The organism is Brevundimonas sp. UBA6550 (genome assembly GCF_002434505.1).
In the GTDB taxonomy this organism is placed as follows: Bacteria; Pseudomonadota; Alphaproteobacteria; order Caulobacterales; family Caulobacteraceae; genus Brevundimonas.
This window is the reverse complement of record NZ_DJKE01000004.1, coordinates 98,383-119,932: the sequence shown is the minus strand read 5'-3', so window position 1 is coordinate 119,932 and position 21,550 is coordinate 98,383. Positions and strand designations below refer to the sequence as shown.

Annotated in this window: 22 protein-coding genes; 13 read left to right on the top strand and 9 right to left on the bottom strand. The window is 69.1% G+C overall.

Translation table 11 applies throughout. The features are described from left to right. Positions 1-7 precede the first annotated feature (7 nt). The gene (gene cobT, locus B3Z70_RS03605) at positions 8-1,891 is read left to right on the top strand and encodes a cobaltochelatase subunit CobT (RefSeq protein ID WP_292019556.1); all 1,884 of its coding nucleotides are present in this window, start codon (positions 8-10) and stop codon (positions 1,889-1,891) included. Next, complete coding sequence (locus B3Z70_RS03600; protein WP_292019557.1) at positions 1,888-2,862, top strand: esterase-like activity of phytase family protein; 975 nt, start codon at positions 1,888-1,890, stop codon at positions 2,860-2,862. The genes cobT and B3Z70_RS03600 overlap by 4 nt, the downstream gene beginning before the upstream one ends. 3 nt (positions 2,863-2,865) lie before the next feature. On the opposite strand, the gene B3Z70_RS03595 is transcribed toward B3Z70_RS03600, so the two are convergent. The 3 genes from B3Z70_RS03595 to otsB are packed head-to-tail and all read right to left on the bottom strand — an operon-like array spanning position 2,866 to position 6,869. Next, complete coding sequence (locus tag B3Z70_RS03595; protein ID WP_292019558.1) at positions 2,866-4,278, bottom strand: alpha,alpha-trehalose-phosphate synthase (UDP-forming); 1,413 nt, start codon at positions 4,276-4,278, stop codon at positions 2,866-2,868. Positions 4,279-4,321: 43 nt separating this feature from the next. After that, the gene (locus tag B3Z70_RS03590) at positions 4,322-6,106 is read right to left on the bottom strand and encodes a glycoside hydrolase family 15 protein (RefSeq protein ID WP_292019559.1); all 1,785 of its coding nucleotides are present in this window, start codon (positions 6,104-6,106) and stop codon (positions 4,322-4,324) included. A 4-nt stretch (positions 6,107-6,110) separates the two neighbouring features. Beyond that, a complete protein-coding gene (gene otsB / locus B3Z70_RS03585; RefSeq protein ID WP_292019560.1) occupies positions 6,111-6,869 on the bottom strand; it encodes a trehalose-phosphatase in 759 nt (252 codons plus the stop codon). Positions 6,870-7,042: 173 nt separating this feature from the next. Between otsB and B3Z70_RS03580 the strand changes: the two genes are divergently transcribed. From B3Z70_RS03580 to truA, 9 genes are all read left to right on the top strand, one after another. Further along, complete coding sequence (locus B3Z70_RS03580) at positions 7,043-8,035, top strand: KpsF/GutQ family sugar-phosphate isomerase (RefSeq protein ID WP_292019561.1); 993 nt, start codon at positions 7,043-7,045, stop codon at positions 8,033-8,035. A gap of 2 nt (positions 8,036-8,037) precedes the next feature. After that, on the top strand, positions 8,038-9,324 hold the full coding sequence (locus B3Z70_RS03575; RefSeq protein ID WP_292019563.1) for a glycosyltransferase family 4 protein: 1,287 nt from the start codon (positions 8,038-8,040) through the stop codon (positions 9,322-9,324). Between the two features lie 30 nt (positions 9,325-9,354). Beyond that, complete coding sequence (locus B3Z70_RS03570; RefSeq protein ID WP_248120817.1) at positions 9,355-10,524, top strand: polysaccharide biosynthesis/export family protein; 1,170 nt, start codon at positions 9,355-9,357, stop codon at positions 10,522-10,524. Positions 10,525-10,546: 22 nt separating this feature from the next. Continuing rightward, a complete protein-coding gene (locus B3Z70_RS03565) occupies positions 10,547-11,104 on the top strand; it encodes a hypothetical protein (protein WP_292019566.1) in 558 nt (185 codons plus the stop codon). Positions 11,105-11,139: 35 nt separating this feature from the next. Continuing rightward, a complete protein-coding gene (locus B3Z70_RS03560) occupies positions 11,140-11,541 on the top strand; it encodes an acyl-CoA thioesterase (RefSeq protein ID WP_292019567.1) in 402 nt (133 codons plus the stop codon). 67 nt (positions 11,542-11,608) lie between these two features. Beyond that, on the top strand, positions 11,609-12,184 hold the full coding sequence (gene def / locus B3Z70_RS03555) for a peptide deformylase (RefSeq protein ID WP_292019569.1): 576 nt from the start codon (positions 11,609-11,611) through the stop codon (positions 12,182-12,184). Next, entirely contained in the window at positions 12,184-12,426 is a 243-nt protein-coding gene (locus tag B3Z70_RS03550; protein WP_248120826.1) for a hypothetical protein, read from the top strand. The genes def and B3Z70_RS03550 overlap by 1 nt, the downstream gene beginning before the upstream one ends. Positions 12,427-12,444: 18 nt before the next feature. Further along, a complete protein-coding gene (fmt, locus tag B3Z70_RS03545; RefSeq protein WP_292044695.1) occupies positions 12,445-13,368 on the top strand; it encodes a methionyl-tRNA formyltransferase in 924 nt (307 codons plus the stop codon). Continuing rightward, on the top strand, positions 13,368-14,111 hold the full coding sequence (gene truA, locus B3Z70_RS03540) for a tRNA pseudouridine(38-40) synthase TruA (RefSeq protein WP_292019573.1): 744 nt from the start codon (positions 13,368-13,370) through the stop codon (positions 14,109-14,111). Before fmt ends, truA begins: the two co-directional genes overlap by 1 nt. 148 nt (positions 14,112-14,259) lie before the next feature. On the opposite strand, the gene B3Z70_RS03535 is transcribed toward truA, so the two are convergent. The 4 genes from B3Z70_RS03535 to B3Z70_RS03520 all read right to left on the bottom strand — a co-directional run bounded on the left by B3Z70_RS03535 (position 14,260) and on the right by B3Z70_RS03520 (position 18,154). Further along, complete coding sequence (locus tag B3Z70_RS03535) at positions 14,260-15,303, bottom strand: aspartate-semialdehyde dehydrogenase (protein WP_292019575.1); 1,044 nt, start codon at positions 15,301-15,303, stop codon at positions 14,260-14,262. A gap of 390 nt (positions 15,304-15,693) precedes the next feature. Further along, entirely contained in the window at positions 15,694-16,911 is a 1,218-nt protein-coding gene (gene fabB / locus B3Z70_RS03530) for a beta-ketoacyl-ACP synthase I (RefSeq protein ID WP_292019577.1), read from the bottom strand. Positions 16,912-16,977: 66 nt separating this feature from the next. Further along, positions 16,978-17,511: a 3-hydroxyacyl-[acyl-carrier-protein] dehydratase FabA gene (gene fabA, locus B3Z70_RS03525; RefSeq protein ID WP_292019579.1), complete on the bottom strand. Its 534-nt coding sequence runs from the start codon at positions 17,509-17,511 to the stop codon at positions 16,978-16,980. Between the two features lie 70 nt (positions 17,512-17,581). Continuing rightward, complete coding sequence (locus B3Z70_RS03520; protein ID WP_292019581.1) at positions 17,582-18,154, bottom strand: SH3 domain-containing protein; 573 nt, start codon at positions 18,152-18,154, stop codon at positions 17,582-17,584. Between the two features lie 67 nt (positions 18,155-18,221). Here B3Z70_RS03520 and B3Z70_RS03515 point away from each other — a divergent pair, with 67 nt between their 5' ends. Further along, positions 18,222-19,208 (top strand): 2-hydroxyacid dehydrogenase, encoded by a 987-nt coding sequence (locus B3Z70_RS03515; protein ID WP_292044693.1) that lies wholly within the window; start codon positions 18,222-18,224, stop codon positions 19,206-19,208. 13 nt (positions 19,209-19,221) lie between these two features. On the opposite strand, the gene B3Z70_RS03510 is transcribed toward B3Z70_RS03515, so the two are convergent. Beyond that, on the bottom strand, positions 19,222-20,424 hold the full coding sequence (locus B3Z70_RS03510; protein ID WP_292044692.1) for a DUF6880 family protein: 1,203 nt from the start codon (positions 20,422-20,424) through the stop codon (positions 19,222-19,224). A 121-nt stretch (positions 20,425-20,545) separates the two neighbouring features. Here B3Z70_RS03510 and B3Z70_RS03505 point away from each other — a divergent pair, with 121 nt between their 5' ends. After that, the gene (locus B3Z70_RS03505) at positions 20,546-20,797 is read left to right on the top strand and encodes a hypothetical protein (RefSeq protein WP_292020926.1); all 252 of its coding nucleotides are present in this window, start codon (positions 20,546-20,548) and stop codon (positions 20,795-20,797) included. Between the two features lie 4 nt (positions 20,798-20,801). Here the strand turns inward: B3Z70_RS03505 and B3Z70_RS03500 are convergent, their stop codons facing one another. Further along, positions 20,802-21,539: a HesA/MoeB/ThiF family protein gene (locus B3Z70_RS03500; RefSeq protein WP_292020929.1), complete on the bottom strand. Its 738-nt coding sequence runs from the start codon at positions 21,537-21,539 to the stop codon at positions 20,802-20,804. Positions 21,540-21,550 lie beyond the last annotated feature (11 nt).

Below are 21,550 nucleotides of genomic sequence, written 5' to 3'. Positions count from 1 at the left end.
GAAGGGCATGGCCGCCCCGGACACCCCCGCCGAAACCTTCAAGCGCGCGCTGGGCCACGCCGCGCGGGCCCTGGCCGAACAGCCGGAGCTGGAGGTGGCCTTCGGATCGGACGGGCCGCGCCTGTCGAACGGCGTGCTGACCCTGCCCCATCCGCCGCGCGATCCGTCCGGGCCCGAAAGCGCGGCCCTGCGCGGTCAGGCCGACCGGCTGGCCCTGCGGCTGGCCAATCACGACCCCGCGCTGGACGGCCGGATGCGACCCGCCGACGCCAAGGCGGCCGAGGTGTTCGACGCGGTCGAACAGGCGCGGGTCGAGGCGTTCGGATCGGAACATCTGGCCGGGGTGCGCGACAATCTGGGGGCTGCCCTGGTGACGCGGCTGGAAAAGACCGGCGCCCTGCGCATCAGCGAGGCCGAGCGCGTGCCGGTGTCCGAGGCCGTGGCCCTTCTGGTGCGTGAACGGCTGACCGGCCGGCCCGCGCCGGACGGGGCCAGGGCCATGCTGGATCTGGTGCGCGTCAATATCGAGGCCAAGGCCGGCGCGCGACTGGACGCCCTGGCCGGGACCGCCGGCGATCAGGAGGCCTTCGCCCGCAAGATGCACGAGGTGCTGCGCGCCCTGGACCTGGACCCCGGCGACGGACGCGGCGAGGACGCTTCGGAAGACCCTGGCGACGAGGAGCCGGATCCCCAGGACCCCGCATCCGACGAGGATCAGGACCAGGAGGAGGAAGAGGACGGCGGCGAAGGCTCCCAGTCCATGGAGGGCGACGCCGACGATCAGTCCTCGGAAGAAGAACGCGAGAGCCGCCCCGAAGGTGCGCCCGCCGATCCCGACGGCGAAGGCTCCGACGACGGCCCTGAGCTTCAGGAGGGACAACAGCCCAACCGCCAGCAGACCGCCGACGACGGCCGCGTGACCGACCTCTACCGCGTCTTCACCACCGCCTTCGACGAAGTGATCGACGCCGCCGACCTGTGCGATCCGGTCGAGCTGGACCGGCTGCGCGCCCTGCTGGACGGCCAGCTGGCCATCCTGTCCAGCGTCGTCTCGCGCCTGGCCAACAAGCTGCAACGCCGGCTGCTGGCGCAGCAGAACCGATCCTGGGTCTTCGATCTGGAAGAGGGCATGCTGGACACCGCCCGGCTGACGCGGATCGTCACCGACCCGACCGCCCCCCTGTCGTTCAAGGCCGAAAGCGAGAGCCCGTTCCGCGATACGGTGGTCACCCTGTTGCTCGACAACTCGGGCTCCATGCGCGGGCGGCCGATCATGGTGGCGGCGGTCTGCGCCGACATTCTGGCGCGGACGCTGGAGCGGTGCGGGGTCAAGGTCGAGATCCTGGGCTTCACCACCCGCGCCTGGAAGGGCGGCCAGAGCCGCGAGGCCTGGATCACCGCCGGCAAACCCGCCAATCCGGGCCGGCTGAACGACCTGCGCCACATCATCTACAAGGCCGCCGACGCGCCCTGGCGCCGGGCCAAGAAGAACCTGGGCCTGATGATGCGCGAGGGCCTGCTGAAGGAGAATATCGACGGCGAGGCCCTGCAATGGGCGCACGGGCGGCTGTTGGCGCGCACCGAACAGCGCCGCATCCTGATGGTCATCTCGGACGGCTCGCCGGTCGACGATTCGACCCAGTCGGCCAATGCGGCGCTCTATCTGGACAAGCATCTGCGTCAGGTGATCGCCGAGATCGAGGATCGCTCGCCGGTCGAGCTTCTGGCCATCGGCATCGGCCATGACGTGACCCGCTGGTATCGCCGCGCCCTGACCATCGTCGATGTGGAGCAGCTGGCCGGCGCCATGACCGAGAAACTGGCCGAACTGTTCGAGAACGAGGGGGCGGCGGCCCCCGCGCGCCGGTCGCGGCGAAAAATCGCGGCATGACCCGGTTTCGCCGTCTGGCGGTCCTGTGGGCCGCCCTGTCCCTGACGGCCTGCGCCGCGTCGATGGGCGCGCCCCGCCCCTATCCGTTGTCGGAGGATGGCTGGACCCCGGCGGTGGCGGAGTTGCGCAGCGTAGGCCTGGGCCTGCCCGGCGGGGCGCAGCTGGCGCAGGGGGTGCGTTTCGCGGGCGGGCTGAACATCCTGTCGGCGCCGATGTCGCCCCTGCACAGTCTGTCGGACCTGAAGCTGACCGGCGACGGCGGCTTCGTCACCGTTTCGGACGTGGGCGACCTGGTGCGCGCAGACATCCGGCTGGACGCGCGCGGCCGGCTGGTCGGCCTGGATCGTTTCCGCACGCGGCGGCTGACCCTGGCGGACGGCCGGCCGATCTCCGACAAGCAGGATGGCGACGCCGAGGGTCTGGCCCTGACGGCGTCCGGCGATCTGCTGGTCAGTTTCGAACGGCGTCACCGCATCTGGAATTATGGGCCGCTGAACGCCCTGACCGACCGGCCCACGCCCATGCGCGCGCCCGACTTCTCCTTCACCGAGAACGACGGGATGGAGGGGCTGGCGGCCGGGCCGAACGGCTGGCGCGTCGGCGGCGAGGCCGGCGGGGTCTGGGACTGTATGCCCGCACGCTGCGCCGTCGTCACGCCCCCGCCGTCCGCGCCAATCCCCGACAGCGAATACCGCATCACCGGCATCGACCGCGACCCGTCCGGCGACGGCTGGTTCGTGGTTCAACGCCGTTATCGCGCCCCGATCGACGCCCGCGCCCATGTGCGCCACATGGCGGCGGACGGGACGCTGGGGCCGGTGCTGATCGAGTTGAAACTGCCCGGCACCACCGACAATTTCGAAGGGATCGCCGCAGAGCGCCGCAATAGGGCGACCCGGCTCTACATCCTGTCGGACGACAACTTCAGCCCGGCCCAGCGCACCCTGATGCTGGCCTTCGACATCCGCTGATCCTCAGGCCGCGCCGGCCCACTGGGTCGATTGGGCCGGCGCCTCATCCGAGCGCAGCGCCCGCACGAAGTCGTCGCGCCAGATGCCGACGTCGGTGGCGCGCACCACCTCCATCAGGGCCTGCCATTTGCGGATCCGCTCGGCCTTGGGCATGGTCAGCGCCTTCTGAATCGCATCCGACAGCTCCTCGCGGCTGTAAGGATTGACCAGCAGGGCCTCGCCCATCTGCTCGGCCGCGCCGGCGAAACGCGACAGGATCAGCACGCCGGGATCGTCCGGGTTCTGGGCCGCGACATATTCCTTGGCCACCAGGTTCATGCCGTCGCGCAACGGCGTCACCAGCCCGACCCGCGCCGCGCGGTAGATGCCCGCCAGCTGATCGCGGCGATAGGTGCGGTTCAGATAGCGGATCGGCTGCCAGTCCATGTCGCCGAAGGCGCCGTTGATCCGCCCCGCCAGAGCGTCCAGCCGCGCGCGAATGTCCTGATAGCTGTCCACGTCGTCGCGCGAGATGGGCGTGACCTGCAGCAGGAAGACCTCACCCCGCATCGAGGCGTTGTCGTGCAGGAACTGCTCATAGCCCAGCAGCCGCTCTTCCAGCCCCTTGGAATAGTCCAGCCGGTCCACCCCCACGATCATGGATCGGAATGCAGCCGACGCCGCCATACGGTCGTAGGTGCGCGTCCCCAGGGTCGAGTTGCGCGCCGCCAGGAAGCCGTCCACGTCGATGCCGATGGGGAAGACGCCGGTCTGGACGCGCCGCCCGAAACACTCCAGCCCCCCATGGCCGAACAACTCGCCTTGCGCCTCCGACACCACATAGTCGGTGAACAGGTCGCTCCATTCGCGGGTGTGGAAGCCGATCAGGTCGAAGTCGAACATCGATTCCACCAGCCGCCGATGATGCGGCAAGGTCACCAGCAGCTGGCGCGCGGGCCAGGGCGTATGCAGGAAGAAGCCGATCCGGTTGCGGATGCCCAGGCGGCGCAGGTCCCGCGCCATCGGGATCATGTGATAGTCGTGAACCCAGATGATGTCGTCCGGCTGGATCAGCGGCGCCAGCACCTCGGCGAAACGCCGGTTCACCCGCTCGTAGCCCTCGCCATACGACCGCTCGTATTGCGCCAAGTCGATGCGGTGGTGGAACAGCGGCCACAGGGTCTTGTTGGCGTAGCCGTTGTAGTATTCGTCGACGTCCTGGGCCTCCAGATCGACCAGACCCACGGTCACCCCGGCGCGATCCTCGATCTTCACCTCGCCGGTCCAATGCTCGACGGTCTCGCCCGACCAGCCGAACCAAAGGCCGTCGTATTTGCGCAGGGCGGCGGACAGGGCCATGGCCAACCCGCCGGCCGACCCGGCGGCAGGGTCCGTCGGGGCGGACACCCGATTGGATACGACGATAAGTCGGCTCATGATTTCACTTCGTTCGGCGGCCCCAGCCCCGGGACCAGACAGATCAACGCACGTCGGTCCAGGATCGGCTCAACAACACGGCACAATTGATGATGCCGACCAGCGAATAGGTCTGGGGGTAGTTGCCCCACAGTTCGCCGTCCTCGATGGAGATGTCCTCGCTGAGCAGGCCGGCGGCGGTGCGGCGGTTCAGCATCTCCTGGAAGATGGCGCGCGCCTCCTCGATCCGGCCGTTCTGGTGCAGGGCCTCGATGAACCAGAAGGTGCAGAAGTTGAAGGCCGTCTCCGGTTCGCCGAAGTCGTCCGGCTCGACGTAGCGGAACAGGTGGCTGCCCTTCTTCAGGTCGCGCTCGATGGCGTCGAAGGTGGCGACCTGGCGCGGATCGTGCGCCTCCAGGAAGCCCAGGTCGGTCATCTGCAACAGGGAGGCGTCCAGCTCTCGCCCGCCATAGCTGGCGGCGAACCGGCCCTCGTCGGGCAGATAGGCCTCGGCCTCGATCCGTTCGCGGATGAGGCGCGCCCGTTCGCGCCAGACCTCGGCCCGATCCGGCAGGTTCAGATGGTCGGCCGCCTTGGCCAAGCGATCGCACGCCGCCCAGCACATGACCGAGGAATAGGTGTGGACCCGCGCGATGGTGCGAAACTCCCACAGGCCGGCGTCGGTCTGGTCGTGCATGGCGAAGGCCCGCTCGCCCACCTTCTCCAGCGCATGGAAGTCCGCGATGGTGCCGGGGCGCAGCAGACGCTGGTCGTAAAAGGCCTGGACCAGCGGCAGGACGATCTGTCCGTACACGTCATGTTGCAGATGCTCGTGCGCCTGATTGCCGATCCGCACCGGCTTCATGCCGCGATAGCCCTGGACCGTCTCGACGATGCTCTCGCCGATGCCCGGCTCCAGCCCCACGCCATAAACGGGCTGGACGTGGCCGCCGGCGGAATCGTCGACCAGATTTCTCAGATAGACGAGATAGTTCTCCAGAATGTCCACCGCGCCCAGACGGTTCAGCGCCCGCACCGTGTAGTATGCGTCGCGGATCCAGCAGTAGCGATAGTCCCAGTTGCGCCCGCTCTCCTTGAACTCGGGCACCGAGGTCGTCATGGCCGCCACGATGGCCCCCGTCTCCTCGTAGGCGCACAGTTTCAGCGTGATCGCAGCCCGGATCACCGCCTCCTGATAATCCAGCGGCAGATAGAGTTTGCGCACCCAGTCCTGCCAATAGGCGACGGTGCGATCCAGCGCCGCCTGGACGCCGTGGCCCACGTCCTGGTCATAGCCCTCGTCCGGCCCCAGGAAGAAGGCGTGAGGCCGTTCCAGCCGGAACACCCGCTCCTCCAGAATGTGCGACACCGGGCAGTCGGTGGTCAGGCGGAACGTCACCTCGGCGCATTGATAGTGGATGTGGTTGGACCCGGAGGTATGCGGCGCCGGCCGCGCGCCCCAGTCGGTCGAGGGCCGCAGGCGCACCCGAATGCGCGGCGTGCCCGACAGCGGCCGCACGATGCGCGCGAAGGCCAGCGGCCGATAGGTGCGCGAATGTTTCGGATGGCGCGGGGCGAAGTCTATGATCTCGCACGACGCCCCGTCCTCGGCCGTCATCACCGTGCGCAGGACCGGCGTGTTGCGGACATAGGCCTGTTCGATCGACGTCATGCCGTCGATCTCGACCGACCAGAAGCCGTGATCGGGGCTCGATCCGTCCATCAGGGCCGAGAAGACGGGATCGCCATCGACCCGCGGCGCACAGGCCCAGACGAACCGCCCCTGACGGTCGATCAGCGCGCTGACCGCGCAGTTGCCGATAGGAAAGAGGTCCAGATTGGGCGTCATCGGTTCAGGCCTCTGCAACGGCTTCGAGCCAGGTCAGGACATCGTCCACATCGTTCAGACGGTATCGCGCCGCCGTCTCTCGCTCGGGGCCGACCAGAACGCCGTAACCGCCCAGGGCGGCGGCGGCCTGAAACCCGTATTCGTCGGTCAGGTCGTCGCCCAGCATGACCGGCACGGCGCCCTTGAACGGCGCCTCGCGCATGAAGGCGGTGACGGCGGTGCCCTTGTCGGCGCCGGGCGTTTTCAGTTCCAGCACCATATGGCCGGGCTGGCAGCTCAGGCCGGTCTGATCCGCCAGGTCCTGCGCCAGCGCCCTGGCGGGACCGGCCGCGTCAGGGGCCAGGCGATAATGCAGGCCGGCCGAGACGCCCTTGTCCTCGACGATCACGCCCGGCCGATCGGCGGCGAAGGTCTTGAAGGCGGCCAGGGCGCGGGCCACGCCCGCATCCGCGGCAAGGCGCTGGACCGACCCATCCTTCAGCCGGCGCTCCAGACCATGCACGCCGGAGCCGGACACCAGGGCGTTGTCGGAAATCCGGTCGATCTCGGCGAGGGTGCGGCCGCTGACGATGGCGACCCGCCCGGCCAGGCGCGCCTCGACCGCCTTCAGCGCCGCCGTGCGGCGCACGACGGGCCCCACGGCGTCTGGGGTCGGGGCCATCGGCGCCAGCACCCCGTCCATGTCCAGAAACAGTGAAATCCCGTCGGCGACGACAGGCGGGCGCGCAAGCAACAGTTCGGCGGCTCCGGCGTGAGACGGCATGGATCGTAAGGCTCTTTTCAACTTCCCCAGCGACGACAACGCGCCAGCGCGGCAAAGGTTGACCCGAAACCGACAAAGTCGTCTGAAAGGGAGACGCCGCACCGTCCCGCGCAACCGTCGCGGGGCGCGCGCCTCGACAATAAGGAGAGCCCGGTTGCGGGCCGCTGGGATCAATGACCGAGATCACGCCTTCCGCCCCTCAGGACATCGCCGCCATGACCGACCGCGCCCGAGAGGTCGTGCGGTTGAACATCGAGGCGCTGGAGGCGCTGGAGCGCTCCATCGACGTGTCCCTGGCGCGCGCCGTCGACGTGATCATGAGCCGCCCGGGCTATGTCGTGGTCACCGGCATGGGCAAGTCCGGCCACATTGGGGGCAAGATCGCCGCCACCCTGGCCTCCACCGGCACCAACGCCTTCTTCGTCCACCCGGCGGAGATGAGCCACGGCGACCTGGGGATGCTGCGCCCCGACGTCACGCTTCTGGCCATCTCCAACTCGGGCGAGAGCCGCGAACTGCGCGATCCCCTGATCTATTGCCAGCGCAACAACATTCCGGTCATCGCCATCACCCAGAGGCCGGCCAGCTTCCTGGGCCGCAACGCCGCCGTCTGTCTGACCATGCCCAGCGTGGCCGAGGCCTGCCCCAATGGTCTGGCGCCCACCACCTCGACCCTGATGACCCTGGCGCTGGGCGACGCCCTGGCCATGGTCTTGATGGATCGGCGCCAGTTCACGGCGATGGATTTCGGCCTGCACCATCCCGGCGGCGCCCTGGGCATGAGCCTGCAGAGCGTGCGCGAATGGATGGGCGACAACGCCGCCGTGCCGGCCAGCGTGCCGCTGAACGCCGATTTCGGCGAGGTCGTCTCGGCCATCACCGAGGGCCGCAAGGGCGCCGTGGCGGTGCTGGACGAGGCCGGCGCCCTGGCCGGGATCGTCACCGATGGCGACCTGCGCCGCGCCTTCCAGCGCGACACCACCAATCTGAAGGCGTCCGACATCATGGGCGCCAATCCGATCACCGTCGAACCGGACGCGCGGATGAGCGACGTCGTCGATCTGCTGACGGCCAACAAGATCGCCAACCTGTTCGTGGTCGAGGACGGTCGGCCCACGGCCATCGTCCATATCGCCGAACTGATGCAGGCCGGTTACGTCGCCTGATCATGCGTATCCTTTATGACGCCAGCCGGCTGATGAGCCGGGCCGACCGCTCCGCGCCGACCGGCGTGGACCGGGTCTGTCTGGCCTATGCGGAATGGCTGCTGACGACGCCGGGCGTGACCGTCCTGCCGGTGCGCGGGCGAAAGAACCGGCTGGTGCCGGTCGATCCCGCCTGGTTCGGCCGCTTCGTCGCCGACCTTCGCAGCCGCTGGAACGGCGCGGCCTCCACCGCCGGCGACCGCGCCCACGAGGCGCGGCTGCTACAGGCGCTGACGGCGTCGGCGCGTCCCGCCGCCTCGGTGATCGGCGCCCCGCCCGCGCCGGTTCAGGACAAGCCGGCCGACAAGGCGCGAGTGTTCAAGCAGTTCTTTCGCTCCAGGCACGCCACGCCCCTGCCCGACGCCGACCTCTATTTGAATGTCGGCCACACCACCCTGCACGAGCCGACCGCGCTCAAGGATCTGGAGGCGGCCGGGATCGAGCGCGTGGTTCTGATCCACGACCTGATCCCCATCACCCATCCCGAATTCTGCCGGCCGGGCGACGGCGACAAGCATCATGCCCGCGTCGCCAACACCCTGCGCCACGCCAGCCGGATCATCGTCAACTCGGCCTATACGGGCGACGAACTGCGCGCCTTCGCCCAGCGCGAAGCCCTGCCCCAGCCCCCGATCCACGTCGCCCATCTGGGGCTGGAGCCGGCCTTCGCCGCCGGCGAGGCGGTCGCCGCGCCGCGCCCCTATTTCGTCCACGTCGGCACGATCGAGGCGCGCAAGAACCTGGCGCTTCTGTTGACTCTGTGGCGGCGGTTGGAGGAACGGCTGGGCGCGCGCACCCCGTCGCTGGTTCTGGTCGGCCGCTACGGCTGGGAGAACGAGGCCGTTCTGGATCACCTGCAACGCTCGCCCAATCTGCAGGGCGTGGTCCACCAGGCGTCGAACCTGTCCGACGCGGCACTGGCGCGACTGATGCGCGGCGCGCGGGCGGTCCTGGCGCCCTCCTCCGTCGAGGGGTTCGACCTGCCGGCGGTCGAGGCCTGCGCCATGGGATTGCGGTTGATCGCCTCGGACATTCCGCCCCATCGCGAGCTGACGCCCGGCGCCGAGCTGATCGACCCGCTGGACGGCCTGGGCTGGCTGGACGCCATCGAGAGGGCGACCTTGGCGACGCCTGCAGTGCCCTCGAACGCCTACGCCGCGCCCGACTGGGCCGGGCATTTCCGCATCGTCGCCGAAGCCATAGGTCTTGATCGCGCTTCGCCTCTGGCGAGCGCGACCAAAGGCTTGTAATCAATCCGCGAACAAGGGCTATCCAGCTTCATGACGCGCACCATTCTGCCGCTTGCCATCGTCGCCATCCTGGGCGGCTGCTCCACCCTGCCGCGCGACGGGCCTTCCGGCGCCTCGGTCGACGCCGGGGCCACCACCGCCTCGGCCCTGGGCAGCTACGCCCTGGTGCCGCTGACCTATGAGGTCACCGAGCGGATGAAACAGGTGCCGCCCCAGTTCTTCGGCACCCTGGCCGCCGGCTCCAGCGACCAGCCAGCCGATGTGATCGGCGAAGGCGACACCTTGGCCATCTCGATCTTCGATCCGTCCGGTTCGCTGTTCGGCGGAACTCTCGGGGCCGGCTCGTCGTCGGGCCGCAACGCCGCGACCATGTCGGGCGGCAACCAGGCCCTGCCGGGCGCCACGGTGGATCGCACGGGCTCGGTGACCATTCCGTTCGGCGGCCAGGTTCGGGTCCAGGGCCTGACCTCGACCCAGGCGGCGGCCGCCATCCGCCGCGCTCTGGTCGGCAAAGTCGCCAATCCCCAGGTTCTGGTCTCCATCGCCGGCAATGCGTCGAACACCGTCAATGTTCTGGGCGACGTGCGCCAGCCCGGCCGCGCGCCGCTGGGCGTCAACAGCGACCGAATCCTGGACGTCATCGCGGCGGCCGGCGGCTCGGCCCGGACCACCGACGACCTGACCATCTCGATCCAGCGCGGCGGCCAGACCTATACCGCCCCCCTGTCGGCGGTGACGACGGAGTTCGGCGAGAACGTCCGCCTGCAGCGCGGCGACGTCATCAATGTCCAGTACAAGCCCCGCCGCTTCTCCACCTTCGGCGCCCTGAACGCCGTGGCCCAGGTGGACATGCCGGCCGGCCCCATGACCCTGACCGGCGCCATGTCCAAGGTCGGCGGCCTGAATACGGCGACCGCGAACGCCCGCCGCGTTCTGATCTTCCGCTTCGAGCGCCCAGAGGTGGCCCAGGCCCTGGGCATCACCCAGCCCGCCACCCCGCGCGGCGTGCCCGTGGTCTATGAACTGAACTTCAACGACGCCGCCAACGTCTTCGCCGCCACCAACATGCAGGTCATGCCCGAGGACGTGATCTATGTGCCGCTGGCCGGCGCAGCGGAGGCGCGCAAGTTCTTCGAGTTCGTGCAGAGCGTGACGCGCGTCGTCTATGACGTGTCGGTGACCAGCACTCTGAACCGCTGACGTCATGGTCGGCGGCCGGTCGTTGATCCCGGGCCTGTTTCGACGCCGGCCCGTCGTCGCCTCCGCCGCCGATGCGGTCGATCCGTTCGACCGGCCCGACGACGCGACGCCGGCCGAACCCGATCCGATCAGCCTGGCGCTGGACGAGATCGAGGCCGGCGCCCTGGCCATCTATGCGGCGGCGGGTTTGCCGACCCAGGCCGGCCATTACCGGCGCGGCCCCGACGGCGACGACTGGACCTTCGTCGCCGCGACCTTGACGCCGCAGGAGCGGTTCACTTTGGCGCTGGAGCATCCGCCGGAACAGGGCTGGCGCTTCGCCCGGCTGCAGGATCTGGGCGCCCGATCCGAGCGCGAAGACCTTCGCGCCGCGTCTCGACTGCTGGGCGACATCGCCCGCCTCAGGGCCTCGCGCCGCGAAGTGCTGACCCAGGACCACCTGCTGACGGCGATGGAGCTGGGCGCCGCCTGGCGGGCCCTGCGCGACGCCCAGCCCTTGCGCACCTCGCGCCTGACCTTGTCCGCGCCCGAAGCCGCGCCGCCCGCCGTCGCACGCGACAAGCGACGCAAGCCGCGATAAGGACGCCGCCTCCCCCACGATCAGGTTCCGCCTCCATGTCCGACGCTCCCGAACAGCCTCCCGAATTCCAGCCCGTGGGCCGCATCATCGCCATGCCGGCCGACACCAACCCCGAAGGCGACATCTTCGGCGGCTGGCTTTTGGCGCAGATGGACCTGGCGGGCGCCACCCCGGCGTTCGAACTGGCCTGCGGGCGGTGCGCCACGGTGGCCCTGGACGGCATGGTGTTTCACCAGCCCGTCTCGGTCGGCGACGAGGTCAGCATCTACGCCCATGTCATCGGCTCGGGCCGCACCTCGATCCGCGTCCAGGTGGAGGCGTGGAAGCGCGCGCGGGGCCAGCCCCAGGCCGCCTCGGTTCGCGTGACCCAGGGCGTCTTCACCTATGTCGCCATCGACGAACACCGCAAGCCGCGCGCCCTGCCCGGAAAGGCATAGGGCGCCAGGCCCGACCGCGACGGTCGGAAATCTTGACCTGACGCCGGGGCGCGCCTACGTCCCGGCCATGGCCATCCGACGCATCCTCACCATCGACAACGCCGCCGACCTGGCGATCCTGAAACAGGTTTCCACGCCCGTCGCGGCGGTGGACGACGCCGTCCGCGCCCTGATGGACGATATGCTGGACACCATGTACGACGCGCCCGGCATCGGCCTGGCCGCCGTACAGGTCGGCGCCCTGGACCGGGTCATCGTCATGGACCTGGGCGACAAGGACGGCGTGGTCTGCGAGACCGAGGAAGAGGCCGCCGAAAACGCCGAGGCGCGCAAGAACCCGCGCTTCTTCGCCAACCCCGAGATCCTGTGGACCTCGGACGACCTCTACACCTACGAGGAGGGCTGCCTGTCGATTCCGGAGTATTTCGACAAGGTGGAACGCCCCGCCCGCGTCCGCATTCGCTATCTGAACCGTGACGGTCAGTCGGTGGAGGAGGAGGCCGAGGGTCTCTACGCCGTCTGCATCCAGCACGAGATGGACCATTTGAACGGCGTGCTCTTCATCGACCACCTGTCGCGGCTGAAGCGGGAACGCGCCGTGACCAAGGTCAAGAAGGCCGCCAAGGACAGGATCGCCGCCTGATGAAACGCCAAGCCCGCCCGCCGCTTCGCCGTGGTCAGTCGCTGGTCATCGACACCGAGGGCCGCCGCCGTCTGACCCGCAGCCAGAAGGTCGGCGTCGCCGGCGTGGCCACCCTGGCGGGCGTCGCCCTAATCGGCGTGGTCGCGGGCCTCCTGCTGGATCGTCTGCTCGACTTCGACGACGCGCTGGACGCGGGCGGCGAATGGGACGAGGGCGGCGGCGTCTTCACCCGCTGGCAGTAAACCTCTAAAGGCGTGCCCATGCGCCTTGCCTTCATGGGAACACCCGACTTCGCCGTGCCGTCTCTGGCCGAGCTCATCGCCTCGGGTCACGAGATCGTCGCCGTCTATTCGCAGCCGCCGCGCCCCAGGGGCCGGGGCCAGAAGCTCACGCCGTCGCCGGTTCACGCCTTCGCCGAAACCATGGGTCTGCCGGTCTTCACGCCCGACAGTCTGAAGGCGTCCGACGCCATCGCCGACTTCCAGAGCCTGGACCTGGATGCCGCCTGCGTCGTCGCCTATGGCCAGATTCTGAAACCCGCCGTGCTGGAGGCGCCGCGTCTGGGCTGTCTGAACCTGCACGGGTCTCTGTTGCCGCGCTGGCGGGGCGCCGCGCCGATCCAGCGCGCCATCATGGCAGGCGACGCCCAGACCGGCGTCCAGATCATGCAGATGGGCGAGGGGCTGGACGAAGGCCCCATCCTGCTCAGCGAACTGATGGACATTCGCCCTGACGACACGGCCGCCAGCCTGTCCGAACGCATGGCCCACGTCGGCGCCGCCCTGTGGCCCCGTGCCCTGGCCGCCATCGAACGCGGCGGCGTCACCCCGTCCGAACAGGTCGGCGAACCCACCTACGCCAGAAAGATCACCCCGACCGAGGCCCGCATAGACTGGACCCGTCCGGCGGCCGAGGTGGACGCCCATATCCGCGGCCTGTCGCCCTTCCCCGGCGCCTGGTTCGAAGCTCCGTCAGAAGCTGGCCATGTCCGAATCAAGGCCCTGCTGTCGGCCGTGGCGGAGGGTTCAGGCGCGCCGGGCGCCGTGCTGGACGACGCCCTGACCGTCGCCTGCGGAACCGGCGCCGTGCGCCTGATCCGCGTTCAGCGCGAGGGCAAGGCGGCGCAGAGCGCCGACGAGATGCTGCGCGGCTTTCCCCTGCCCGCCGGGACCGTGCTCGGCTGATGCCGCGCTACAAGCTGACCCTCGAATACGACGGCACGGCCTACAACGGGTTTCAGGCCCAGGACGGCCAGCCGACGGTGCAGGGGGCGCTGGAAGACGCCATCGCCGCCTTCTCGGGCGAGCGCATCCGCATCGCGGCGGCGGGGCGCACCGACACCGGCGTCCACGCCACGGCCCAGGTCATCCACGCCGATCTGGAGCGCGACTGGCCCGTCGCCACGGTGCTGAACGCCATGAACGCCCATCTGATGCGCCAGGACGTCTGCGTCCTGTCGGCGGAATACGCGCCCGACGCCGACTGGCACGCCCGGTTCTCGGCGACGGGGCGGGGATATCTGTATCGCATCCTGAACCGCCGCCCCCAGCCGGTGCTGGAGCGCGACCGGGTGTGGCACGTCAAGAAGACGCTGGACGCCGAGGCCATGCATCGTGCGGCCCAGGTTCTGGTGGGCCATCACGACTTCACCACCTTCCGCGACGTGGGCTGTCAGTCCAAGTCGCCGGTCAGGACGCTGGACGTGGCCCGCGTCAGCCGCTTCGGCGATGAGGTGCATCTGGTGTTTCAGGCGCGCAGTTTCCTGCACCGCCAGGTCCGCTCCATGGCCGGGACCCTGGTCGAGGTGGGCCTGGGCCGCTGGAGCGCCCACGACGTCAAGGCGGCGCTGGAGGCGAAGGACCGCGCCCGGTGCGGCCCCGTCGCCCCCTCGGCGGGGCTCTATCTCAGCGGCGTGCGCTACGATTGATTTCATCGTCATTCCGGGGCGTCCGAAGGACGAACCCGGAACCCAGGGGGACATTGCCAGCGCCTGCTGCAGTTGGCGTCGTACGTATGGTCCTGGGTTCCGGGTTCATCGCCGCGCTCAGCCCCGGAATGACGAAAACCGAGGCGGATCAGCCGTTCTGCTGCACCAGAACTTCCGCGATCTGGACCGCGTTCAGGGCGGCGCCCTTCCTCAGATTATCGTTGGAGACGAACAGGGCCAGGCCGTGCTCGACCGTCGGATCGGGGCGGACGCGGCCGACGAAGACCGGGTCCTTGCCGGTGGCGTCCAGCGGGTTCGGCACCGCCGTCACCACCACGCCCGGCGCCTGGCCCAGCAGTTCCAGCGCCGCGGCGACCGAGATCGGGCGGTCGAACTCGGCGTTGATCGACAGGGAATGGCCCGAATAGACCGGCACGCGCACGCAGGTGCCGGACACCGGCAGGCCGGGGATTTCAAGGATTTTGCGGCTTTCGTCCCGCAGCTTCAGCTCTTCGTCGGTATAGCCGTCTTCCGACAGGGTGTAGTTCAGGGCCACCACATTGTTGGCGATCGGCACGACCCACTTTTCGGGCGCGCCGAAATCGACGGCGCCGCCGTCCCGGGCCAGGGCCGCGCCCTGATCGACGCTGGCGCGCGACTGGGTCTCCAGCACGCGGATGCCCTCGACCCCGCCGCCCGACACGGCCTGATAGGTCGAGACCGTCAGACGCTTCAGACCCGCGGCCTCATGCAGGGGCTTCAGCACCGGCATGGCGGCCATGGTGGTGCAGTTGGGGTTGGCGATGATGCCCTTGGGGCGGTCGGCCAGGGCGTGGGGGTTCACCTCGGCGACGACCAGCGGCACCTGCGGATCGCTGCGGTAGGCGGACGAGTTGTCGATGACCACGGCGCCGGCGGCGGCGACCTTGGGGGCCAGGGCGCGCGAGGTTTCGCCGCCTGCCGAAAAGAAGACGATGTCGAGCCCTGCGTAATCGGCGGTCGCTGCATCCTCGACCACCACGTCAGCGTCGCGGAAGCGGATGGTCTTGCCCGCCGACCGGGCCGAGGCGAACAGGCGCAGCGAGGCCAGCGGGAAGTTTCGCTCGGCCAGCAGGCCGCGCATCATCTCACCGACAAGGCCGGTGGCGCCGACGATACCGACGTGGGGCGGATTGGATGGGGAAAAGGTCATGAAAGGCGTCTCCTAGGAAGGATGGAGGCGCGGGGTTCAGCCGGATCGACCGCCCCGCGCGTCGGCGGGGCTTGGGATCGGGGTTGTCGCCTAGACCTTGCGCACACCCGAAACCGCCCCGCCGAAGCCGGTGGTTTTCGAGGTAATCGCTTTGGTCATGAGCATGGACACGGCGACGCTCTCTAAGGGCGAGAAACGGTCGTGTAAACAGCCAAGTTGGGAATGATCGGGCGCAGGCGCTGCTCGGGAGCGCGCAGCGCGCAAGAATTTCGTCATCCTCGCCCCCTGAGGCGAGGATCCATACTCCCGATCCAGCCGCAGGGTGGGCCAATTTTGGACGCCGGGCGTGGATCCCAGGGACAAGCCCTGGGATGACGAGAAAAGAAGGCCTCAGACCTTCGACAGGATCAGCGTGCCGTTGGTGCCGCCGAAGCCGAAGCTGTTGGACATGACGTGGGTCAGTTCGCCGTCATGACGCTTGCGCAGGATCGGCATGCCTTCGAACGCCGGATCGAGATTTTCGATATGGGCGCTCTCGGCGGCGAAGCCGTTCTGCATCATCAACAGGCAGTAGATGGCTTCCTGGGCGCCTGCGGCGCCGAGCGAGTGGCCCGTCAGCGACTTGGTCGAGGAGATCATCGGCATCTTGTCGCCGAAGACGGCGCGGACCGCCTCCATCTCCTTGGCGTCTCCGACCGGGGTCGAGGTGCCGTGAGGGTTCAGATAGTCGATCCGGGGATTGCCCGCCTGCTCCAACGCGATCTTCATGCAGCGCTGGGCGCCCTCGCCCGAGGGGGCGACCATGTCATAGCCGTCGGCGTTGGCGCCATAGCCGGTGACCTCGGCATAGATGGTCGCGCCGCGCGCCTTGGCCCGCTCGTATTCCTCCAGCACCACGATGCCCGCGCCGCCGGCGATGACGAAGCCGTCGCGATTGGCGTCATAGGCGCGCGAGGCGACCGACGGATTGTCGTTGAAGTCCGAAGACATGGCGCCCATGGCGTCGAACATGTTCGACATGGACCAGTCGATGTCCTCGCAGCCGCCGGCGAAGATCACGTCCTGCTTGCCCCACTGAATCTGTTCCACCCCGGCGCCGATGCAGTGGGCCGACGTCGCGCAGGCCGAGCTGATCGAATAGTTGATGCCGCGCATCTGGAACCAAGTCGACAGCACCGCAGAGGGACCCGACGCCATGGCTTTCGGCACCGCGAAGGGGCCGATGCGCTTGGGCGCGCCCTTTTCGACCGTCGTGGTCGCCGCCTGCAGAATCACCTGGGTCGAGGGGCCGCCCTCGCCGACGATCAGGCCGATCCGGTCGTCGCGGATTTCCTCGGCCGTCATGCCCGACGACTTCAGCGCCTCTTCGAAGGCGATGTGCGCCCAGGCCGTGCCGTTGGCCAGGAAGCGGGCGGCGCGGCGGTCCACAAGCTCCTCCCACGGGCCGATCTTAGGCGGCGCCCAGACCTGGCTGCGAAAGCCGTATTTGGCATGATCGGGCGCGGCCACGACGCCCGAACGGGCTTCGCGCAGCGATTGGGTGACCTCTTCGGCGCCATGGCCGATGGAGGAGACGATGCCCAGGCCGGTGACGACGACACGACGCATGGTGTTTCCTTCTGAATGCTTCCTGGTCCGAGGACCGTCCGCCTTGTTCGCGGTTATATAGGGGCCTTAGCCGCCCGCCGCCTCATCCTTGGCGCCGAACAGGCCGACCCGCATGTCGTTGCAGGTGTAGATGACCTGGCCGTCGGCCTCCAGCACGCCGTCGGCGATGCCCATGACCAGCTTGCGGTTGATGACGCGCTTCAGGTGGATCTTGTAGACCACCTTCTTGATGTCCGGCGTGACCTGGCCGGTGAACTTGACCTCGCCGACGCCCAGCGCACGGCCGCGTCCCGGTCCGCCGATCCAGCCCAGATAGAAGCCGACCAGCTGCCACATGGCGTCCAGGCCCAGGCAGCCGGGCATGACCGGGTCGCCGATGAAATGGCACTGGAAGAACCAGAGCTCGGGATTGATGTCGAGTTCGGCCTCGACATAGCCCTTTCCGTGGTCGCCGCCGTCCGCATTGATCGTGACGATGCGGTCGAACATCAGCATCGGCGGGGCGGGCAGTTGGGCGTTGCCGGGACCGAACAGCTCGCCGCGGCCCGAGGCCAGCAGGGCCTCGTGATCGAAGGACGAAGGATATTGGGACTGGGTCAAGGCGCTTCCGTTTCTTAAAGGCGTTGCGCGCGGGTTACACGACCGCGCCGCTTCGCTCAACAGCGGCGCGTCAGCTCCGGCCCGTCCCGGCGGGGCGATTGGCGTTGCACAGCGCCCGTTCCTGAGTTCCGAACACGGCGCGTTGCGGCGTCCAGCCCTGCATCCGGCGCGCCCGCACCTTGCACCAGCCGTCCTCGCATTCGTCCAGGGCGATCAGGGCGCGCGGCGACAGGCGCGCCCGCACCGAGGCCGTCTCGGATCGGCCCGAACGGATCGGGATTTCCTCGGCCGTCGTGTTGAAGACGTAGCGGCGGCCCGACGACACCGTGCGGTGGATCCAGGCCACGGCCCCGTCGGGATCGCAGATCTTTCGCCATTCGCTGGTCTCGGCGATCACCTGCACCGGCAGGCCGGCCGCGCGATATTCCCACAGGATGGGGTAATCCAGCCCCGGCCCCTGGCGCGCCCGGACGTGCGAGGACTTAAGCGAGATCCAGCGCGGCACCTCCAGGCCCGTGGGCGTGGGGCGGCCGTCCGGCATGGTGGCCCCCGCCCCGGCCATCACGGCCAGACCCATGAGGGCCAGGACCGCGACCATGCGGCGTCGCAGGCTTTGGAAGATGGCGGCGGCTTTGCTAGACACTGGATGGAACGACCCGTCGCGCGGGCTTTCGTCCCGAAGAACCGCCGCCCGCAAACCAAGGCCGAGAATGTCCGCCCGCAAGCTTAAGGTCGTATTAACCAGACGCCTGCCCGACGCGGTGGAAACGCGAATGCGCGAGCTTTTCGACGCCGAGCTGAACCTGAAGGACCAGCCGATGGACCGCGCCGCCCTGCACGCCGCCGTCCAGCGCGCCGAGGTTCTGGTGCCGACCATCACCGACGTCATCGACGCCGACCTGATCAACGGAGCGGGCGACCAGTTGAAGATGATCGCCAACTTCGGCGCGGGCGTGGACCATATCGACATCGACGCGGCCGTCGCGCGCGGGATCATCGTCACCAATACACCGGGCGTCCTGACCGAGGACACCGCCGACCTGGCCATGAGCCTGATCCTGGCCGTCAGCCGCCGTATCGTCGAGGGTGCCCAGGTCATCGCCGACAACCGATTCGAGGGCTGGACCCCGACCTGGATGTGCGGCCGCAAACTGTGGGGCAAGCGGCTGGGCGTCGTCGGCATGGGCCGGATCGGCCAGGCCCTGGCCCGCCGCGCCAAGGCGTTTGGCCTTCAGGTCCATTATCACAACAGAAAGCCCGTCTCGGCCCTGATCGAGGAGGAGCTGGGCGCCACCTATTGGGACGATCTGGACCAGATGCTGGCGCGCATGGACATCGTGTCGCTGAACTGCCCGGCGACGAAGGACACCCACCATCTGCTGTCGGCCGAACGGTTGGCCCGGCTCCAGCCCCACGCCATTCTGGTCAACACCGCGCGCGGCGAACTGATCGACGAGGCCGCCCTGGCCCAGGCGGTGGCGATGCGGGCGATCTCGGGCGTCGGTCTGGACGTGTTCGAGAACGAGCCGGACATCCACCCCGGCCTGCTGGGCCAGCCGAACGTGGTGCTGCTGCCCCACCTGGGCTCGGCCACGCTGGAGGCTCGCCAGGACATGGGCGACCGCGTCATCGCCAACGTCATGACCTATCAGAACGGCCACCGCCCACCCGACCGCGTCATCCCCGCGATGCTGTAGGGCCGGCGGCGCGTCAGGCCGAGGCCAGCAGCCGTTCGGCTGCGTCCGGGTATTTCTGCGCCAGCCGCGCCGCCCAGTCGGCCTTCTGCGGCAAGGGCGAGCGGACCTCCCGGATTCGGCGTTTGACCAGGGCGGCGGCCTCTCGGTGGGCGGGCCAGTCCATCAGGAACCCCAGCGCCGTCTCGAAGTCCGCGTGGGCCGTCGCGTGCGCCAGGGCGCGATCCAGCGCCTCCACATCGTCGAAGTCCGGGAGGCGCGCCAGATAGGCCCGCAGCACCGGCGCCGACAGATCGCGTTCGAACAGGGCCCAGCGCAGATCCTGCGCCTCGTCCTTGCGCCCCTCGGCCTCCATCAGGTCGATCGAGGCCGCCTCCCAGGCCGGCGTCAGGCGCGGCGCGCCCTGGGGCGAGCGGCCGAAGGTCCAGCGCCGATTGGCCGGCGACGGCGACAGGGCGGCCTCCAGCGCTTGGCGCGCCTCGGCCACGCGGTCCGCGCTCAGCAGGCGCCGCGCCATCACGGCGGCGAAATCGGGCGATCCGCGCTCCTCGGGCGTGACCAGCGACAGCCACAGGTCCAGGTCTTCGGCCCGGTCGGCCAGCCGCCGCACCACCGTCCGCATCCCGCGTGCGCCAGACGTCGCATCCAGCCGCTCCAGCAGACGTCGCGCCAGGGCGGGCGTCAGCGCCTCGCCCGCCGCGCCGATCCAGCGGGCGTAGTCCAGCGGATGGGCCTGAATGGCCTCGGCCAGGGTTTCGGCGAAGGCGGGATCGGCCTGGACCGCCGCATCGGCCGCCTGCCACAGGGTGGGCGCCGCCGTCTCGAACAGGTCCGCAACCTCGCCGCGCGGATCCTTGACCCGCAGCGTCAGGCCGCGAAACAGGTCGAACCAGGCCATGCGCCGGATCACCCCTTCGGCGGGCGCCAGGCGGCTCAGGGTCTCGACGCCTTCGCTCAGCACCGCCAGGTCGCGCATCAGGTCCGGCCGCTTTCGCCACGACACCCGCGCCCGGCTGGCCGCCACGGCCGTCAGCCGCTTGTTCAGCTCCAGCGCCAGGGCGTCGGCCCCGGCCTCCGCCGCCAGGATCAGCCGCAGGCGACGCTTCAGGATCGGGTCCGCATCGGCCGCCTGCATCAGCAGATCGCCCAGTCGATCCGCCCCCAGCCCGGTCAGATTGGCGGCGTTCAGGCGTTTCGGCGCGGCGGATCGTCGGGCCATCGGGCCTCCTTTTTCACAAGTCTGTCGAACCCGCCTAATACGGCTGTCGAAAACCACGGGCAGGAGCGGAACCGCCGCAGACGAACTTCGTTTCCGGCGTCCTGACTGAGGAAGTGTTGCGTTGGACTCCTACTATTGCATCGTCAATCTGCCCGGCGTGCCGGTCAGGGACATCTGCGTTCTGGACGCCTCGAACGACCAGATCGCCAATCAGGCGCTGGAGGCCGTGGCGCGCAACTGGATCGGGTTCGAAACCCTGTATCTCTATTGCGGAGAGCGACTGGTGAAGGTGTTGAGCAACCCCGCCCTGGGCTTCGCCGCGCCGTTGGCCGACCTCGATCTGGCCGACATCCGCTTCGCCACCGCCGCCTGAGCGGTCACCCGCCGCACACTGGACAAGCCGGATCGGCCGCCACCCGAACCGTGCGCGCCGCGCCCGCCAGACCGTCATACAGCAGCAGCCGCCCGGTCAGGGCCTCGCCCGCGCCGGTCAGCACCTTGATCGCCTCCAGCGCGGCCATGGCCCCGATCACGCCTGCCAGCGCGCCGATCACGCCCACGCGGGCGCAGGTCTCGGCGTCGGGCGGGATTTCGGGAACTAGGCAGCGATAGCAGGGTCGGCCCGCGAACACCCCGACCTGTCCGCTCCAGCGGCCCAGGGCGCCCGACACCAGGGGCCGCCCGGTCGCGACGCAGGCCGCATTGACCCACAGCCGGGTCTGGAAATCGTCGGTCCCGTCCAGCACCAGATCATAGGCGTCGATGCGCTCGGCGGCGTTGTCCTGGGTCAGGCGTTCGGGATGGGCTTCGATCACGACATGGGGGTTCAGCCCGGTCAGACGATCCGCCGCCGCCTGAACCTTGGGCCGTCCGACCTCGGATGTCGAAAAGGCGATCTGGCGCTGAAGATTGGACAGGCCCACGACATCGTCGTCGATCAGCCCCAGCGTCCCCACGCCCACCGCCGCCAGATACAGGGCCGCCGGCGCGCCGACCCCGCCCACGCCGACGATCAGCACGCGCGCGCGCTTCAGCGCCTGCTGCCCCGGCCCGCCCACCTCGGACAGGACCAGGTGGCGCGCATAGCGTTCGACTTCGTCTTCGGAAAAGATCACGCCCCCATCTA

Coding starts and splice junctions, on each gene's coding strand:
- cobT (WP_292019556.1), top strand. CDS start 8: ATGGCCGCCCCGGACACCCCCGCCGAAACCTTCAAGCGCGCGCTGGGC.
- B3Z70_RS03600 (WP_292019557.1), top strand. CDS start 1,888: ATGACCCGGTTTCGCCGTCTGGCGGTCCTGTGGGCCGCCCTGTCCCTG.
- B3Z70_RS03595 (WP_292019558.1), bottom strand. CDS start 4,278: ATGAGCCGACTTATCGTCGTATCCAATCGGGTGTCCGCCCCGACGGAC.
- B3Z70_RS03590 (WP_292019559.1), bottom strand. CDS start 6,106: ATGACGCCCAATCTGGACCTCTTTCCTATCGGCAACTGCGCGGTCAGC.
- otsB (WP_292019560.1), bottom strand. CDS start 6,869: ATGCCGTCTCACGCCGGAGCCGCCGAACTGTTGCTTGCGCGCCCGCCT.
- B3Z70_RS03580 (WP_292019561.1), top strand. CDS start 7,043: ATGACCGAGATCACGCCTTCCGCCCCTCAGGACATCGCCGCCATGACC.
- B3Z70_RS03575 (WP_292019563.1), top strand. CDS start 8,038: ATGCGTATCCTTTATGACGCCAGCCGGCTGATGAGCCGGGCCGACCGC.
- B3Z70_RS03570 (WP_248120817.1), top strand. CDS start 9,355: ATGACGCGCACCATTCTGCCGCTTGCCATCGTCGCCATCCTGGGCGGC.
- B3Z70_RS03560 (WP_292019567.1), top strand. CDS start 11,140: ATGTCCGACGCTCCCGAACAGCCTCCCGAATTCCAGCCCGTGGGCCGC.
- def (WP_292019569.1), top strand. CDS start 11,609: ATGGCCATCCGACGCATCCTCACCATCGACAACGCCGCCGACCTGGCG.
- B3Z70_RS03550 (WP_248120826.1), top strand. CDS start 12,184: ATGAAACGCCAAGCCCGCCCGCCGCTTCGCCGTGGTCAGTCGCTGGTC.
- fmt (WP_292044695.1), top strand. CDS start 12,445: ATGCGCCTTGCCTTCATGGGAACACCCGACTTCGCCGTGCCGTCTCTG.
- truA (WP_292019573.1), top strand. CDS start 13,368: ATGCCGCGCTACAAGCTGACCCTCGAATACGACGGCACGGCCTACAAC.
- B3Z70_RS03535 (WP_292019575.1), bottom strand. CDS start 15,303: ATGACCTTTTCCCCATCCAATCCGCCCCACGTCGGTATCGTCGGCGCC.
- fabB (WP_292019577.1), bottom strand. CDS start 16,911: ATGCGTCGTGTCGTCGTCACCGGCCTGGGCATCGTCTCCTCCATCGGC.
- B3Z70_RS03515 (WP_292044693.1), top strand. CDS start 18,222: ATGTCCGCCCGCAAGCTTAAGGTCGTATTAACCAGACGCCTGCCCGAC.
- B3Z70_RS03510 (WP_292044692.1), bottom strand. CDS start 20,424: ATGGCCCGACGATCCGCCGCGCCGAAACGCCTGAACGCCGCCAATCTG.